The organism is Pseudomonas salomonii, assembly GCF_900107155.1.
Taxonomy (GTDB): Bacteria; Pseudomonadota; Gammaproteobacteria; order Pseudomonadales; family Pseudomonadaceae; genus Aquipseudomonas; species Aquipseudomonas salomonii.
Window position 1 is genome coordinate 191,054 of the sequence record NZ_FNOX01000009.1, and the last position, 15,255, is coordinate 206,308.

The 15,255-nt window shown below is 60.3% G+C and carries 15 protein-coding genes; 7 read left to right on the top strand and 8 right to left on the bottom strand.

Annotated features, from left to right (window positions below):
• The first annotated feature begins 42 nt into the window (after positions 1–42).
• Positions 43–1,548: a sensor domain-containing diguanylate cyclase gene (locus tag BLV67_RS21085; protein WP_069788481.1), complete on the top strand. Its 1,506-nt coding sequence runs from the start codon at positions 43–45 to the stop codon at positions 1,546–1,548.
• 332 nt (positions 1,549–1,880) lie between these two features.
• Entirely contained in the window at positions 1,881–2,225 is a 345-nt protein-coding gene (locus tag BLV67_RS21090) for a hypothetical protein (protein WP_069788475.1), read from the top strand.
• A gap of 124 nt (positions 2,226–2,349) precedes the next feature.
• Here the strand turns inward: BLV67_RS21090 and BLV67_RS21095 are convergent, their stop codons facing one another.
• Entirely contained in the window at positions 2,350–3,765 is a 1,416-nt protein-coding gene (locus BLV67_RS21095) for a purine-cytosine permease family protein (protein ID WP_065929584.1), read from the bottom strand.
• Between the two features lie 250 nt (positions 3,766–4,015).
• On the opposite strand from BLV67_RS21095, the gene BLV67_RS21100 reads away from it, so the two are divergent.
• Complete coding sequence (locus BLV67_RS21100; RefSeq protein WP_010171799.1) at positions 4,016–4,927, top strand: LysR substrate-binding domain-containing protein; 912 nt, start codon at positions 4,016–4,018, stop codon at positions 4,925–4,927.
• Positions 4,928–5,175: 248 nt separating this feature from the next.
• On the opposite strand, the gene BLV67_RS21105 is transcribed toward BLV67_RS21100, so the two are convergent.
• Positions 5,176–5,901, bottom strand: a complete 726-nt coding sequence (locus BLV67_RS21105) for a type III effector (RefSeq protein ID WP_244160739.1) — start codon at positions 5,899–5,901, stop codon at positions 5,176–5,178.
• A gap of 389 nt (positions 5,902–6,290) precedes the next feature.
• Between BLV67_RS21105 and BLV67_RS21110 the strand changes: the two genes are divergently transcribed.
• A complete protein-coding gene (locus BLV67_RS21110) occupies positions 6,291–7,517 on the top strand; it encodes a hypothetical protein (protein ID WP_065929582.1) in 1,227 nt (408 codons plus the stop codon).
• A gap of 114 nt (positions 7,518–7,631) precedes the next feature.
• On the opposite strand, the gene argE is transcribed toward BLV67_RS21110, so the two are convergent.
• Genes argE through BLV67_RS21130 form a run of 4 tightly spaced genes read right to left on the bottom strand, consistent with a single transcriptional unit; the run spans position 7,632 to position 11,246 of the window.
• A complete protein-coding gene (argE, locus tag BLV67_RS21115; RefSeq protein WP_069788474.1) occupies positions 7,632–8,777 on the bottom strand; it encodes an acetylornithine deacetylase in 1,146 nt (381 codons plus the stop codon).
• A 14-nt stretch (positions 8,778–8,791) separates the two neighbouring features.
• Positions 8,792–9,469 (bottom strand): DUF1028 domain-containing protein, encoded by a 678-nt coding sequence (locus BLV67_RS21120; RefSeq protein WP_058421955.1) that lies wholly within the window; start codon positions 9,467–9,469, stop codon positions 8,792–8,794.
• A gap of 10 nt (positions 9,470–9,479) precedes the next feature.
• Positions 9,480–9,890, bottom strand: coding sequence for a RidA family protein (locus BLV67_RS21125; RefSeq protein WP_069788473.1), 411 nt, complete (start codon positions 9,888–9,890; stop codon positions 9,480–9,482).
• Between the two features lie 24 nt (positions 9,891–9,914).
• Positions 9,915–11,246, bottom strand: a complete 1,332-nt coding sequence (locus tag BLV67_RS21130; RefSeq protein WP_425272313.1) for a flavin-containing monooxygenase — start codon at positions 11,244–11,246, stop codon at positions 9,915–9,917.
• Between the two features lie 223 nt (positions 11,247–11,469).
• On the opposite strand from BLV67_RS21130, the gene BLV67_RS21135 reads away from it, so the two are divergent.
• Positions 11,470–11,904 (top strand): GNAT family N-acetyltransferase, encoded by a 435-nt coding sequence (locus BLV67_RS21135; protein ID WP_069788479.1) that lies wholly within the window; start codon positions 11,470–11,472, stop codon positions 11,902–11,904.
• Here the strand turns inward: BLV67_RS21135 and BLV67_RS21140 are convergent.
• On the bottom strand, positions 11,901–12,503 hold the full coding sequence (locus BLV67_RS21140) for a LuxR C-terminal-related transcriptional regulator (RefSeq protein WP_069788471.1): 603 nt from the start codon (positions 12,501–12,503) through the stop codon (positions 11,901–11,903). The two genes, BLV67_RS21135 and BLV67_RS21140, sit on opposite strands and share 4 nt — an antisense overlap.
• A 96-nt stretch (positions 12,504–12,599) precedes the next feature.
• Here BLV67_RS21140 and BLV67_RS21145 point away from each other — a divergent pair, with 96 nt between their 5' ends.
• Complete coding sequence (locus tag BLV67_RS21145) at positions 12,600–14,213, top strand: ATP-binding response regulator (protein WP_069788470.1); 1,614 nt, start codon at positions 12,600–12,602, stop codon at positions 14,211–14,213.
• Here BLV67_RS21145 and BLV67_RS21150 read toward each other — a convergent pair.
• On the bottom strand, positions 14,203–14,538 hold the full coding sequence (locus tag BLV67_RS21150) for a hypothetical protein (protein ID WP_069788469.1): 336 nt from the start codon (positions 14,536–14,538) through the stop codon (positions 14,203–14,205). The two genes, BLV67_RS21145 and BLV67_RS21150, sit on opposite strands and share 11 nt — an antisense overlap.
• Before the next feature lie 179 nt (positions 14,539–14,717).
• On the opposite strand from BLV67_RS21150, the gene BLV67_RS21155 reads away from it, so the two are divergent.
• The gene (locus tag BLV67_RS21155; protein WP_069788468.1) at positions 14,718–15,182 is read left to right on the top strand and encodes a GNAT family N-acetyltransferase; all 465 of its coding nucleotides are present in this window, start codon (positions 14,718–14,720) and stop codon (positions 15,180–15,182) included.
• Positions 15,183–15,255: the final 73 nt, after the last annotated feature.

The following is a 15,255-nucleotide window of genomic DNA, read 5'->3' on the forward strand; positions in this document are numbered from 1 at the left end:
TGTCCGCTGTTATGGAAAACCCTGCTTGCCAAAGGTAGCAATGTGAAGCGTGATACCCACCTGGTTGTGCTTTTGCTGGCTGTTATCGGTTGCTCCCTGGGGTCATTGACGGTCTGGAAGGTGTTTGCCTCTCGAGATCGCGCCCTGCAGGAGGTGGACGTCCATGGCCTGAACCTTACCCAGGCGCTGTCGACTTATTCCGAAGGCATCGTGCGCCAAAGTGCGCTGCTGTTGCTCGGGCTGGTCGAGCGTCTGGAAACCGAAGGCAGCGGGCCGGCGCAGATTCAGCGGCTGAGTATCTTGGTCAACCGCCAACAGCCGATGATGCCGCAGCTCAGTGGGATCACGATCTACGATAGTCATGGGCACTGGTTGATGTCCTCCAACCGGCCGATTCCTGCGGGCGCCAACAGCACAGACCGTGCCTATTTCATCCATCACCGTGACGATCCTTCCCGCGAGATCTTTATCGGCCCGCCGATTGTCAGCCGGTCGAATCAGGAATGGGTGATGACCATCAGCCGGCGTTTCAATGATGCGCAGGGTGATTTTGCCGGTGTTGTGGCGGTGACCTTAGGCATCGAAAACTTCCTGCGCTTGTTTGGCAAGATCGATGTCGGGCAGGACGGCGCAATTGGCTTGTCGCATACCGACGGTACGCTGCTGGCGCGTTATCCGTTTCGCGAGCAAGACATGGGGCGCAACTTTTCCACGTCGCCCATCTATGCCAAGTACCTGGTTGATCAGTCGGTCGGCACTGCCTCGTTTACCTCCAGCCTGGACGGCGTGGAGCGACTCTACGCGTTCCGCCAGAGTGACCGGCTGCCGCTGATCACCACGGTGGCGCTGGGCAAGCGCGAAGCCCTTGCCGCGTGGCGCACCGAGGCACTGTTGTCGGCGGTGGTGGTGGCGGGGCTGCTGGGCCTTACCGGCCTTATCGGCTGGTTTTTGATCCTGGATATCCGTCGGCGCACCGAGGCGGAAGATCAGTTGCGTGAAACCCAGCAGCAGTTGCTCGCCTCCAACGGGCAGCTTGAGTTGCTGGCGATGAAGGATGCCCTCACGGGGCTGGCAAACCGTCGCTGCTTTGATGAGAGCCTCGCCAGGGAGGCGCTGCGCGCCAAGCGGGAGGGCACGACGCTGGCATTGCTGATGATCGATATCGACTACTTCAAGCGCTTTAACGACGCCTACGGACATGTGGCAGGGGACGCATGCCTGCAGACGGTGGGCAGAATCTTCGAGGCGTGCGTAAGGCGGCCGTCAGACCTGGTGGCGCGCTATGGTGGCGAGGAGATGGGCATCATCATGCCGGACACCGACAGTGACGGCGCCGCCGTGGTGGCCCAGCTGATTCTTGATCGGTTGAAGCAAGAGCACATCGTGCACGGCACCAGCCCGTTCGCGCGGCTGACAGCGAGCATCGGCATTGCGACAGCCACAGGGGCTCAGCTGGAGGATTTGCAAGGTTTGGTTGAGGTGGCGGATCAGGCGTTGTACAGCGCCAAGGCGGCGGGGCGTAACCAGTGTGTGACGGCGGGCCGGTGAGGGAGGTGGCACAACCCCGCCCATGCACGACTTTACGTTACCAGTTATGTAGCCGTTAAAAACCGGTCAACGATCACCCGCTCTTTAACGGGTAGACCCCTCGGATTTGCTTGCGATTATGGCCGTTACAACCGCTTTCCCACACGCGTTTCAGGATTACTCCTACAGTCACGCGAGGCACGCTCTGAGCCCAGCCCGCCGGGGTTTAAAGCGGTTACATCTGCCCAGATGCCCCTGATTGAATGGCTTTATCCGCGCGCTGTAATCTGGAAAACGACCTGTCGGGATCCCATCCGGCGACGGGTTTTTTCCAGCTATCAAGAGGTGTATCGATGTCTTCAATCAATGGTTTCAGTTCAGGCATACCCTTGCCTCAGTTTGATACAAGCAGAACCGTCAAGGACACGTTCAATAAAGCCACAAACGACGTGGACCCTGGCTTCCACTCAGGTTTCGGTCAGCGCGGCGCTGGCAGAGAAATCGGTTTCGCCGACGAGTACAACACGGCCAAGTATGACGCAAATGATCTGGACCCTGGCTTCAACGCTGGTTTCGGTCAGCGCGGCGCTCGCAGCGAGATCGACGCTGGCGGCCCGTACAAAAAAGCCGGGCATGGCGCAGGCGAGCTGGATTCGGGGTTCAACGCAGGGTTTTCACGCCGGCGCAGTTGGGCGTAAGCGCAACCCTGCCGTTATCCGAGGGGAGGGCTGATTCGCCCTTGAAGGTGCCGATACCGCCGTACCCGCGACGGTATTGGCACCCTGTCAGAATGTGACCTTTGGCTTAAGCCGGGGCGCGGTATCAAACCCCGCTCAGCAGCTTCCCGCCGTCCATCCGGCGCTTGTAGGCACTGTCCCGACTCGCCAGCCAGAAGTACAACGGCGACGTCACCACCAACCCCACCACCCAGGACAAATCCGCCCCGTTGATGTGCTCGGAAATCGGCCCCACATACAGCGGCGTGTTCATAAACGGAATCTGCACTGCAATCCCGATCGCATACGCCAGCAGCGCCTGCGGGTTGTACTTGCCGTAGATGCCGCCATCGACGCGGAAGATCGAAGCGATGTCGTACTTGCCTTTGTGAATCGCGTAGAAGTCGATCAGGTTGATTGCCGTCCACGGCACCAGCACCACCAGCAGCACCAGCACCATGTCGACGAAGTGGCCGATAAAATCTTTGGAGGCGAACACGGCGGCGATGGCACAGGCGGCCAGCACCAGCGTGGAGATCACCGCACGGCTTTTGGCGGTGGGGATCCAGCGGTAGGCGAAGGTCTGGATCAGGGTGATGATCGACAGCACGGCGCCGTAGAGGTTGAGGGCGTTGTGGCTGATCACACTGAGCAAAAACAGCACCAGCATCAGCGGGCCGATGGCACCGGTGGCGAGTTTTACCGCCTCCATGGTGTCCATGCCGACCGGGGTGGCGAGCACGGCGACGGCGCCGAAGATAAAGGCCAGGCTGGATCCGAGGGCCGAGCCCAGGTAGGTGGTCCAGAAGGTCGACGCCACCGGCACGTCGGCCGGCAGGTAGCGGGAGTAGTCCGACACGTAGGGCGCAAAGGCGATCTGCCACAGCGCAGCCAGGGACACAGTCGCCAGCCAGCCAGAGATATTGAAGCTGCCACGGGTCAGAAAATCGGTGGTCTGCACGTGAGTGAAGATGTAGCCGAAGCCCAGCACGATACCGGCGCCGAGCACCCAGGTGCCGATGCGGTTGAGCACGTGGATAAAGCGGTAACCGATGATGCCGATGATGCCGGAGCCGATGGCGCCGATCACGATGCCCACGGGCACGGGCACGCTGTCGACCACACCGTGCAGGGATTTACCCGCCAGCACGATGTTGGAGGCGAAAAAGCCGATGTACATGACGCCGGCGATCACTACCACCAACAGGGCGCCGAGGGAACCGAACTGCGCCCGGCTCTGGATCATTTGCGGGATGCCCATTTGCGGGCCCTGGGCCGAGTGCAGCGCCATCAGCACGCCGCCGACCAGGTGGCCCACCAGGATGGCGACGATGCCCCATACCAGGTTCAAGTGGAACAATTGCACACCCAGTGCGCCGGTCACGATCGGCAACGGCGCGATGTTGCCGCCGAACCACAGGGTGAACAGGTCTCTTACCTTTCCATGGCGGTCTTCGGGGGGCACGTATCCGATCGTGTGTTTTTCGATAAGCGGGGCGGAGGATGTTGCAGTGGTGACCATGACGAACTCCAAGGCAAGGTGAGTACGTTGACGTACTTCGCTGTGCGCAGCGTGGGCGGCGCTTTGTTGTTGGAGTGATCATCAGCAATGGGCGCGGGGAGGTAAATTAGTAAGTTTGTTGCTATAGACCTTAAAAAATATAGCTCACCGGATTTTTTGCTCCGGTATGTTGCATGGTCTTGAATCAGTGTGAAAAAGCCGATTTTTACGCACTTGTTTGGGGCGAAGTCCCACGTTTCTGGAGGTCCCGATGGCTGCCTATAACCTGCGCCAGCTCAGATATTTTGTCACCACGGCCGAGTGTGGCAGCGTCGCCGAGGCATCGCGCAAGCTGTATATCGCCCAGCCGTCAGTTTCCACGGCGATCAAGCAGTTGGAAGACAGCTTTGGCGTGCAGCTGTTTATCCGCCATCACGCCCAGGGCGTTTCGTTGACGCCCAGCGGCGCAAGGTTTTATCGCAAGGCGCTGGAGTTGTTGCGGGTGGCCCATGAGTTCGAGCAGAACGCCCTGGCCGACAATGACGTGGTGGCGGGGCAGATCGATATCGGTTGCTTTGAGACGGTGGCGCCCTTGTATTTGCCGCGCTTGATCGCGGGGTTCAAGGCGCTGTGGCCTGGGGTGGAAATCCGCATTCGCGACGGTGAGCAGCAAGAGCTGGTGCAGGCGCTGACGGCCGGCAGCATTGATGTGGCGATGCTGTTTGAGCACGACCTGGGCGGCACCATCGAAACCACGCCGTTGATGCCGCCGCAGCAGCCGTACGCGCTGTTGCCGGCCGATCACCGCTTTGCGCAACAGGCCAAGGTGTCGCTGGCGGACCTGGTGCTGGAGCCGATGATTTTGCTGGATGTGCTGCCGAGCCGGACGTACTTCGTGAGCATTTTTGAAGAGCGCGGGTTGACGCCGAATATCGTGTTCAGCTCGCCGTCCATCGAGATGGTGCGCGGCATGGTCGGGCGCGGGTTTGGCTTTTCGATTCTGGTGACCAAGCCGTTTACCGAGTACACCTACGACGGGCAGAAGGTGGTGTGTGTGCCGTTGGCGGAAACGGTCACCGGTTCAGGATTATCCGCCGTCTGGTTGCGACGGGCACCGTTGACCAAACCGGTGCAGTTGTTTGTGGATTACTGCCGCGAAGAACTCGCAAGACTCCTTGGCTGAGCCTGAAATACCTTTACAGATCGTTCCCACGCGCCGCAAAGGCACGCATCTGGTGACGCTCCGCGTCACGCTTGCGCTGAGGCTTGAAGGCGGGACGCGGAGCGTCCCGGGCGGCATTCCCACGCAGAGCGTGGGAACGATCATCAAAGTGTGGTTGAGGTTGAGCTTGGATGGAGGATTTGAACGGGGCAGTTCCCGGCGCTTGATCGGCAAGTGCGTCGAAATTTGTCATGCCCCGAAGAGAAAGCTTAGGCGGTGGCGCCGACCAGTTTGAAAAAGGGCTCGTTGCGCAAGAGGGCGCTCTGCTCCTCGGAGCCGTGTCGGTCGCTTCTGATTTCATTGCGATAAGACACATATCCCCACTCTGGTGCCGCTACATCAGAGTCGGGCTTGTGGTCGCTGGGCTGGACGCCTTCTGCGTGCAATTCCTGCTCAATGGTTTTGATCAGTGCCTGGATTTTACCCATGTACTCTGGACTGTAGGTGCCGTCGGAGCGATCCGGCTTGGGGTACAGCGTAAACTGACCGCCCAACGATAGCCGCTCGCCTTTTATTCGATCTAAATCGGAGGTTTTCCAACTGTTGATTGGGCTTTCTTCTGAGTTGATCAACCGACTGATAATTTCAAAGGCCTTGGGCAGGTCTTTAGGTGCCACACTGATATGGAATTTGTCGCCCACAGAGGGTGATTCATCCCTGGGGGGTACACGGTTGAATTTGATAAAAGGAAAATTTGCCTTTTTCAACCCATGATTTTCCACCTTCCAGCCACCGTAAATCTCACCTGACGCCTGCTGTGCTACCTGATAGGTCGGTGCGCCGTAGTTGGAGGTAAAGCGCACATTGGCATGGCGCGCAATGTCCGCCTGGCTCATGTTTTCCAAGCCGCCGGTATCGAATGGGTTTTTTGCATTCAGCAACGCATATCTGGTGCCTGAGCTTATGTAGGGTATGTGGGTGGTCTCTACTCGCACGGGGATTACCTTCTTCAAAAAGAACGAGTAGTCAGCGGACTACTCAATGTCTGGACTTTTCGCACAGTCGAAAAGCCGACACCTGTGTGGCTCCCATTACGAAAGCAGTTCCGCGAATCACGCGTAGGTTGTCATAACGTTGTCAGCACCCTAAGTTCATGGCAGGAGGTGATGGACGCTTGTGAGGGGGCACGGGAACAGAATTTTGGCTATTGCATTTGTCCGAAGCGCTGGGCTAACTTCCTTAATGCGCCAGTGCGGCGCATCCAAACCCGAGAGGGACGCACTGCTGAACTGAAAGCTCATGGCTCAAACCGCCTGAATCGTATTTCGGGCCGAGTCATATTTTAATGACCGTAAGGCGCTCTCAACGCGTCAAGAGGCAATAAATGGCGATTTCATTGATTCGTAGTCTAACTGCGTCTGTCGTTCGTAACGTCTCGGCTCTCAAACGAGATGCCAAGCGTCTTCAAAAGCACTCCAAGCTCGTATTTGGGACCGAATATCCACTCAAGGTCTGCCAGCACGCTGTTTCAGTCTCTCGCGGGTTTCGTTCGCTCGCGGACGTCGAAAATTTGGCTCAACGTCTTGGCCTGGATAAAGAGGCGCCTTTTTGGACCATTGTTGGTCGCAACGATACCCATCAAGACGCTCTTAATGCCCTTTATCGGTTAAGTCTTGAATACACGGAGAACGGGCCTGTCGTTTTCCTGGGTGAGCAGACGCACTCAATAGTGCCGGCCCTGGTTCTGTTTATCGAGCAGATGAGCCTCAGGAAGCTGCCAGGTGTGATTCTGGTGGAAACAGAGGCTTCATCCATCCAGGACACGCTTGTTTTGGAGGCCGTTGAAAAGCTTGGATATGAAGAAATATTTGATGGCTTTCGCTGCCTTGATTTGCGCGACCAGAATTTGCCTGTGTCTCTGAGCACAGAAGCCAGGTGCTGGGTCAGTGCAATCACTGATGTCTTGCCGAAGGAAGTCCAAAAAGAGCTTCTGAATACAGACTGGGCGATGGCATTGGAAATGAGCGCCAGGGAAAGTGCCAGGTCTCGCAATCAAATTCACCAGAAAATAGACTTTTCAACCATCCCGTTCTACTCGGTCAAGGAAGCAGCCTACCAACTGGTATCGTCGCGATCTTGGCCTTCGTGGATCGGTGACGATGCTTCGCAGCAAGCTCGCGTTATTGGTGAGTGTCCTCCTGATCTTCAAAAGGGTTCAAAGGAAAGCGTACTTGACCTCATCCGAGATTTGGACAACCGCAGTTTCGAACTGGGGATATCAAGTGAACATGAGAGTCGGTGGCGCCCGTACGTCGTTCTTTTTTCCAGGCATGATCCAGCCAGCGAAGTGTTGGCCGGTGTCGTCAACTCTTACTTTACGTGGAGGCCGAGTCGGGATGAGCGTCCACCGGTACTCTATGTGTCTGATTCAACCTTTCCTTATGCGCCTGGTTTCTTGAGTTTCGGTGGGCATACGGCCGTTGTGAACGGTTTGGAAAAGGTCCCTTCCGGCGATGGAAACGGCGAGTTTTTCGGCTATAAAACGGCGCTCAAAGTGACAGGGTCACCTGAAGGGCTTCAGTTCATGGGCAAGCGGGTGGCATTGGCTTAGGCCGGATTTGCTCGCGAATACGGTGGGCCACTCAGCACGTGTGGGGCTGACAGGTTGCATTCGCGGGCAAGCCCGCTCCCACAGTTGATCTGTGGTGTTTGGTGGGGACGTGGCTCAGGCGCGGATTGAGTCGAGCATGCGCTCCAGCATGGCATCACAACCCGCCAACTGTTCAATACTCACAAACTCATCCGGTTTATGCCCCTGGTCCATACTCCCAGGCCCACACACCACCGTGGGAATACCCACCGCATCAAACAATCCGCCTTCGGTGCCAAACGCCACAGTACCGAAATCCCGCGAGCCACTGAACGCGGCAATCAACTCCGCCGCCTGGCTGCGTTCATCGGTCACCAACCCCGGATACGCCGACAACTCGGTAAACCGAATCGCGCTGTGTTTACTCACGGCCTGCATACGCGGCAGCACCTGTTGCATGGCATAGGCTTGCAGCTCCTCAGCCACTTCACCCGGGTCCATCGAGGGCAGGGCGCGCACTTCAAAATCAAAGCGGCAATCGGCCGGCACGATATTCAACACCTTGCCGCCCGAAATCACGCCGGTCTGCACCGTGCTGAACGGCGGATCAAACCGCGGGTCCTGCTGCTCGCGCAGGCGCTGGCCGATGCGCCCCAGCTCGCCAATCAACTCGGCAGCATGCTCAATCGCGTTCACACCATAGGGTGCATACGCCGAATGGCAGGCCTCGCCATGCACATCGCAACGCATCGCCAGTTTGCCCTTGTGGCCGAGCACCGGTTTCAGCTCGGTTGGCTCGCCGATAATGCACAGCATCGGTTTCACCGGCCGCTGCTCCAGCACCGCGAGCAGCGAGCGTACACCCAGGCAGCCGACTTCTTCGTCGTAAGACAGGGCGATATGCACCGGGATACGCAAGTTGGCTTTCACTAAAGCAGGCACCAACGCCAGCACACAGGCGATGTAACCCTTCATATCCGCCGTGCCGCGGCCAAACAGCTTGCCGTCGCCCTCGGTCAATTCAAACGGCGGCACCGTCCACGGCTGGCCGTCCACCGGCACCACGTCGGTGTGCCCCGACAGCACAATGCCCGGCAATTGCGCCGGGCCGAGGCTGGCGAACAGGTTGGCCTTGCTGCGTTCCTCGTTATAGACCAACTCGCAAGCCACGCCGAAGCCTGCGAGGTAATCGCGCACAAACTCGATCAACTGCAAGTTGGAGGCGCGACTGGTGGTATCAAACCCCACCAGCGTCTGCAGCAGTTCGCGGCTGCGGCTCATCGCTCGGCTGCAGCTCATCGCTCGTCCCCGGCCACGCCGTAGCCCGGTGAGCGGTCGGGGGCGAGGGCGCGGTCGATGTAGTCCTGCACTTGCGGGCGGTAGGCGTCCCAGAGCTTTTGCAGCTCGGCGATGGGTTGCTCATCGGCCCAGTCCACGCGCAGGTTGATGATCGGCCAGGTCAGCTCGCCCACCACCACCAGCGCGGCGGAATGCACCGGCCCGGCTTCGCCACCGGCGTTGATGGCGGCATGCATCGCCGCCAGCAGTCGATCGGCGAGCTGGCCTTCGCCGTGTTCGAAGGCGTGCACCATCGCCTCGATCACCGCGCGGTCGGCAAGCATATTGCCCGCCGCCACACACTGTTCGCCCGACACGGCATGGTGGGTGCCAAGGGTTTCGCTGCCGCTGAAATGCACGCTGCGGCCCAGATGATCAATCGCCGTCAGTTGCCGGTATTGGCTGTAGCCGTTGCTCGTCAGGGCTTTGTCGACGGCGGCCGCAGGGTCGAGGCCTTGTTCCAGCAGGTCGAGCACGTCCGGGCCCAGAGCCGGCAACGTGATGTTCTGGGTCGACACTGCGCCCACACCGGGCCGCAGCCATGGGCAGCGGGCGCCTACGGCGATGCTCGAGGAGCTGATGGCGATGCCGAGCTGGCCGGTGTCTGCGCATCGGGCGACGATTGAAAAGGTCATGGGCAGCTCCTTATTCGGGGATCACGGCGATCACATCAATTTCCATCAGCCACTGTGGCTGGCCCAGGGCCGACACCACCAGCCCGGTGGAGATCGGGAACACGCCCTTGAGCCACTTGCCGACTTCCTGGTACACCGGCTCACGGTAGCGCGGGTCGATCAGGTAAGTGGTGGTTTTGACGATATGGCTCAGGTCGGAACCGGCCTCTTCGAGCAGTTGCTTGACGTTTTTCATCGCTTGCTCAGCCTGGGCGCGCGGGTCGCCAAGGCCAATCAGGTTGCCGTCGAAATCGGTGCCCACCTGGCCGCGCACATACACGGTGTTGCCGGCACGCACGGCCTGGCACAGGTCGTTGTCCAGGCTCTGGTTAGGGTAGGTTTTCTTGGTGTTGAACATGCGGATGCGAGTGTGAGTAGGCATCAAATAAACTCCGGAAAAAAGTGCTCAGGCAATGACAGGCGATGGGCGGGCAACCGGTGCGGGCTCACGGTATTCAAGGTATTGGCGCTGGATGGCGATGTGGTCGGCCACGTATTTGGCGTCATGCCAAACGCCCCAGATAAACGACGAGCCCCGGCGCGACTGCCATGGCAAACCGAGGAAGTAGATGCCCGACTCGCTGGCCACACCGCGCTGATGCTGCGGCTTGCCGGCGGCGTCAAACGCATCGACTTTCAGCCAGCTGTAATCCACGGCAAAACCGGTGGCCCAGATGATGGACGTGATACCGGCCTTGGCCAGGTCCAGTTCCAGGATCGGGTTTTTGATGCACTCGGCATCCGGGAATACGCGCCGCGCTTCGGGTTCCAGTGGCAGGTCGAGGCCGTTGCGCTCGATGTAGGCGTCTGCCGCATCCAGCAGCGCCAGGTAGTTCTCGTCGCCACGGGCCAGGTTTTCAACCAGGTTGGCCTGGAAGCGCGCGACGTTGCCGTCGAAGGCTTGGGTGAGACCGACCAGGGTCATGCCTTGCTGGGCCAGCTCACGAAAATCGATGGTCTTGCCGCCGTGGGCGCCGCTCACGGCAATGGTCACGTGCTCGCGCCCGGGTTTCATCGCGGCCTGGTCCCACTCGCCCAACACGCCCAGCCACCAGCAGAAGTCGCGGTTGCGATAGGCACGCGGCGGGCGGTCGTGGGCGCCGACCGACAGGTACACCTGGCGCCCGGAGCGCTGCAGCTCATCGGCGATTTGCACACCGGATGAACCCGCGCCCACCACCAGCACGGCGCCGGCGGGCAGTTGTGCGGGGTTGCGGTAGTCGGCGGAGTGGATCTGGTGCAGCGCGCTGTCTTTGGGCGCGATGGCCGGAATCACCGGCTTCTGGAACGGCCCGGTGGCGGCGACCACGCGGTTGGCTTCGATCACGCCTTCGCTGGTGTGCACGGTAAAGCCTGGGCGGCCCACGTTGCGCACCACAGAAGTCACGTCCACGCCGGTGCGGATCGGCGCGTTGAACTTGCGGGCATAGGCTTCGAAGTAATCGGCCACGCGCTCTTTTGGCGCAAAACCATCGGCGGCTACATCATTAAACTCCAGGCCAGGAAAGCGGTCATGCCAGGCCGGGCCGTTGGCGACCAGCGAATCCCAGCGCCCGGTGCGCCAGCGCTCGGCAATACGGCTGCGCTCCAGCACCAGGTGCGGCACGCCTTGCTTGCTCAGGTGCTCGCTCATGGCCACACCGGCCTGACCGGCTCCCACTACCAGCGTGTCTGTTTTTGTTATGGCTTGAGTCATGTGTCTGTCCTTGCGTAATGCAGTTGGATTCAGCTTGGGCATGGCTTCAAGGCTAGGGGGAGGGCGATTTTTAATAAAATATTATTAAGCTTGGGAGTGAGCATAAATATCGGATGCAAGCTCACAGCGGCAACCCGTACACGCTGCTGCAAAGCACCTGGTTTGCGCTGCGACAGCTGAAGCGGTGATCCGCTCGTGTATTCATGGGTGCACGGCGGGTACTGATGCAGGCAGACTTGTGCGCAACTCAGAGGGTTTTATCACCATGCTCAACTTCCGCGTCATGCACGCAGGCGACTACGACGCCGTACTCGAGCTGATGCAAAACACCCCCGGCATTTCCCTGCGCGATGCCGACTCCCGCGAGGCCACCGAGCGTTACCTGGCCCGCAACCCGCAGATGAGTTTTGTCGCCCAAGCCCAAGGCCGCGTGATCGCTTGCGTGATGTGTGGCCATGACGGCCGGCGCGGCTACCTGCAACACCTGCTGGTGCTGCCGGACTATCGCCGCCAGGGCATCGCCCAGGCGCTGGTCGAGCGTTGCCTCAACGCGCTTGAGCAACTGGGCATCCACAAATGCCACCTCGACGTGTTCAAGACCAACACCCATGCCGCTGCGTATTGGCAAGGGCAGGGGTGGAAATTGCGCACGGATATCGACCGTTATTCCTTCACCCGCCCAGGCCATGAAAACGCCTAGAACTCCCCGGAATACTTGACCGCCGCCGCCGCGCGTGAGGGCACTTTCAAACTGCGCAGCAGCGACGACACATGGATCCGCACGGTAAACGGCGAGATCGCCAGGGCCTTGGCGATTTCCTTGTTGGTCTTGCCTTGGGCGATCAGGCGCAGCACTTCCTGCTGGCGCGCGGTGAGGCTGTGGGTGCCCAGCGGCAGCAGGCCGGAGGGAGAGAACTTGACCAGCACTTCGCCTTCGCGGATCGCCAACAGGGCCTGGCCGATTTCATCGGGGGTAATGTTCTTGCCGATAAAGCCATCGGCGCCCAGGGCCATGACCTGATCGATCAGCGCCGGGTCATCGACCATCGACACCACGATCAAGGTGGTGCGCCGCAGTTGATGGCGCAGGTCGGCCAGTTGGCTCATGCAGGTAAGGCCCGGAAAGCGCAGGTCGAGAATCAGCGTGTCGATGTCGCCACCTTCACGGATCAGCGCCTGCACCGCGTCGAGGTCGCCGGCCTCGTGTACCACGGCCTCGGGCAACAGGCGCTGCACGGTGCGCAGCATGCCTTCGCGAAACATCGGGTGGTCGTCGGCTATGATGATTCGGCCGGTCATGGCGTGCTCCTTCCTGGGGCATGGGTGTGCGTTGACATGCTACTTTAGCCTCTGGCGCGTAAAGGATAGACCGAATGCCGCACAAGGACGTCACCCATGAGTCATGAGACCAATTCCGAACTCGACCAGGCCAACCTGCGCATCGTGGTGGCCGCCATCGCCATTGTCTACATCGGCGCACTGGGCTTTTTGCCGGGCCAGTCGGTCGACACCTACTTGCCGGTGATCCTGTATATCGTCGCGTTCCTGCTGGTCTCCATTGCGTTGCGCCAGGTGATCGCGCGCTGGCCCGGGCATTACCCGGCGCGGCGGATTTTCGGCATGATCCACGACTACACCGGCACCTCGTTCGGGCTGGTGGTGGGCGGCGAACCGGCGTTGCCGCTCTATGCGGTGATGGTGTGGGTCAACCTGGGCAATGGCATGCGCTACGGTTCGCGCTACCTGGCGATTGCCACCGGCCTGGCGTTGCTCGCGCTGCTGATCGTGTACCGGCTGACGCCCCTGTGGCAGGCGCAGCCGTTCATGGTGCTGATGCTGATGATCACCAGCACGGTGATCCCGGTGTACGCGCATATTTTGCTTGAGCGCACGCGCAAGGCTTCCGAAGAAGCCATCGCCGGCAACCTGGAAAAGTCGCGCTTCCTGGCTCAGGCCAGCCACGACCTGCGCCAGCCCATCCATTCCATCGGCCTGTTCACCGCCTGTTTGCGTGAAGCGCAGCTGGGCGAGGCTGAGCAGCGCTTGGTGGACAACATCGACCGCTCGTTGCTTAACGTGTCGCAACTGTTCCGTTCGATTCTCGACCTTTACACCCTCGACAACGGCAGGCTGTTGCCCAAGTACCAGGTGATTCACCTGGGCGAATTCCTCGCCGACCTGGTGCGCCAACACGCCGAGGCGGCGCATTGGGCCGGGGTGGAACTGCGCCTGCGCCCGTGTGCGCATTGGGTGCAGGTCGACCCCGCGATGCTGGCGACGATGGTGCAGAACCTGCTCTCCAATTGCTTTAAATACGGCGCACAGCGGCCCGTGCTGATCGGCGTGCGCGTGCGCGACGGCGGCTTGTCGGTGGAGGTGCATGACCAGGGGCGCGGTATTGCCGAGGAGCATCAGGTGAAGGTCTTTGAGGAGTTTTATCGGGTCCGCCAACTGCGCGACAAGGACGTCGAAGGCGTGGGCCTGGGGTTGTCCATCGTCAAGCGCCTGGGGCAATTGATGGGGGTGCAGGTGAGCCTGCGGTCACGGGTGGGCCATGGCACCTCCGTGAGCCTGCATGGCCTGGCATTGGCAACAGCGCTACGCCAACCGGCTGCGCGCGACGACGCGCGCCAGGCCGGCCTGCTGACGGGTTTGAAAGTCTGCCTGGTGGAAGATGACCACAACGTGCTGCTGGCCACCCAGGCCTTGCTGGAGCGCTGGGGCTGCGAGGTGCAGGCCGAATCCAGCGGGCAGGGCCTGGCCAGCGACTGCGACATTATCGTCGCCGACTACGACCTGGGCAACCACGCCACCGGCATCGAATGCATCGACGCGTTGCGCCAGCAACGCGGCTGGGCGGTGCCGGCGCTGATCCTCACCGGCCACGACGTGGAGAAAATCCAGGCGGCCTTGCACGACCGCCAGATCGCGATTCTCTCCAAACCGGTGCGGCCTGCAGAACTGCGCGGCACGCTGCGTGACCTCAGCCAATCGAGTGTTACGGGTTAAACGGCGTCAAGCCATTGCCCCGCGCGCCCTTGGGCTGGCAGTAGGCGGCAGGCTTCATCAGGCCAAAGCTGGCCACGGCAAACATGCCACCGCTGGCACCGCTGGGCACGGAGCAGTTGTAATCACCGGAGGCGGCGCTGGCGATGTAGTAGGTGGTCATGGAGTCGCTGCGGACATTGGAGATACGCTTGACCGGTTCACCGAGGTTGGTTTCCGACAGCGTCTTGAGATGGTCTTCGCTGGGCTTGACGTTGCTGCAACCGGCGACGCCGATGATCAGGGCGCCGAGCAGGGTGAGACGGGTAACGGGGGCATGCAGGTTCATGATGCTTCTTCCTTGGGGTTATCAGGGTTTTTCCAACGCGCGACGCACCCTCACGCAACAGGTGGTGTGCGGTGCCGGGGAGAGCGTTGGAAGTGCCGTGGAATATAGCGCCGCCGGGTAAAGGGGTCGATTAGCACACGTGTGCTAGTGGCACGATGAGGTCATGGACGGAGAGAGCAATGCTAGAGATAAAACGCGCCACTTCAGCGCACGCCCAGGCGGCGTTCGACATTCGCCTGTTGGCCATCCGCAGCCAATGCATCGGCGCCTACACTGCCGAGCAAATGGCGCTGTGGACTCGCGGCAAGGCTGAAGACGGCTACGACACACTGATGGACAAGCCGTTTTACCTGGGCTGGGTGAACGGTGAGCCCGTCGTGACCGGAATGCTCGACCTCGACAACAATGAAGTGGGTGCGTTGTTTGTGCTGCCGGAGTTCGCGGGGCATGGGTATGGCAAGGCGATGCTTGATCACCTGGAAAAACTCGCGCGGGAACTGGCGATTGAAGCGCTCGTGCTGGACGCGACGTTGAATGCGGCGAGCTTCTACCGGGCCTGCGGGTATGTGGGTGAGGAGCAGGCGGTGTATCACTCGCCGTCGGGCTTGGCATTGGCGTGTATCCCAATGGTAAAACGGCTGTGACCCTTCCCACATCGGAGCTTTGTCGCTGGGGGGATTTGTGTCTGTCGCGATGCCCCTGCGAACTGAGATCTAA

Coding starts and splice junctions, on each gene's coding strand:
- BLV67_RS21090 (WP_069788475.1), top strand. CDS start 1,881: ATGTCTTCAATCAATGGTTTCAGTTCAGGCATACCCTTGCCTCAGTTT.
- BLV67_RS21095 (WP_065929584.1), bottom strand. CDS start 3,765: ATGGTCACCACTGCAACATCCTCCGCCCCGCTTATCGAAAAACACACG.
- BLV67_RS21100 (WP_010171799.1), top strand. CDS start 4,016: ATGGCTGCCTATAACCTGCGCCAGCTCAGATATTTTGTCACCACGGCC.
- BLV67_RS21110 (WP_065929582.1), top strand. CDS start 6,291: ATGGCGATTTCATTGATTCGTAGTCTAACTGCGTCTGTCGTTCGTAAC.
- argE (WP_069788474.1), bottom strand. CDS start 8,777: ATGAGCCGCAGCCGCGAACTGCTGCAGACGCTGGTGGGGTTTGATACC.
- BLV67_RS21120 (WP_058421955.1), bottom strand. CDS start 9,469: ATGACCTTTTCAATCGTCGCCCGATGCGCAGACACCGGCCAGCTCGGC.
- BLV67_RS21125 (WP_069788473.1), bottom strand. CDS start 9,890: ATGCCTACTCACACTCGCATCCGCATGTTCAACACCAAGAAAACCTAC.
- BLV67_RS21130 (WP_425272313.1), bottom strand. CDS start 11,246: ATGCCCAAGCTGAATCCAACTGCATTACGCAAGGACAGACACATGACT.
- BLV67_RS21135 (WP_069788479.1), top strand. CDS start 11,470: ATGCTCAACTTCCGCGTCATGCACGCAGGCGACTACGACGCCGTACTC.
- BLV67_RS21140 (WP_069788471.1), bottom strand. CDS start 12,503: ATGACCGGCCGAATCATCATAGCCGACGACCACCCGATGTTTCGCGAA.
- BLV67_RS21145 (WP_069788470.1), top strand. CDS start 12,600: ATGAGTCATGAGACCAATTCCGAACTCGACCAGGCCAACCTGCGCATC.
- BLV67_RS21150 (WP_069788469.1), bottom strand. CDS start 14,538: ATGAACCTGCATGCCCCCGTTACCCGTCTCACCCTGCTCGGCGCCCTG.
- BLV67_RS21155 (WP_069788468.1), top strand. CDS start 14,718: ATGCTAGAGATAAAACGCGCCACTTCAGCGCACGCCCAGGCGGCGTTC.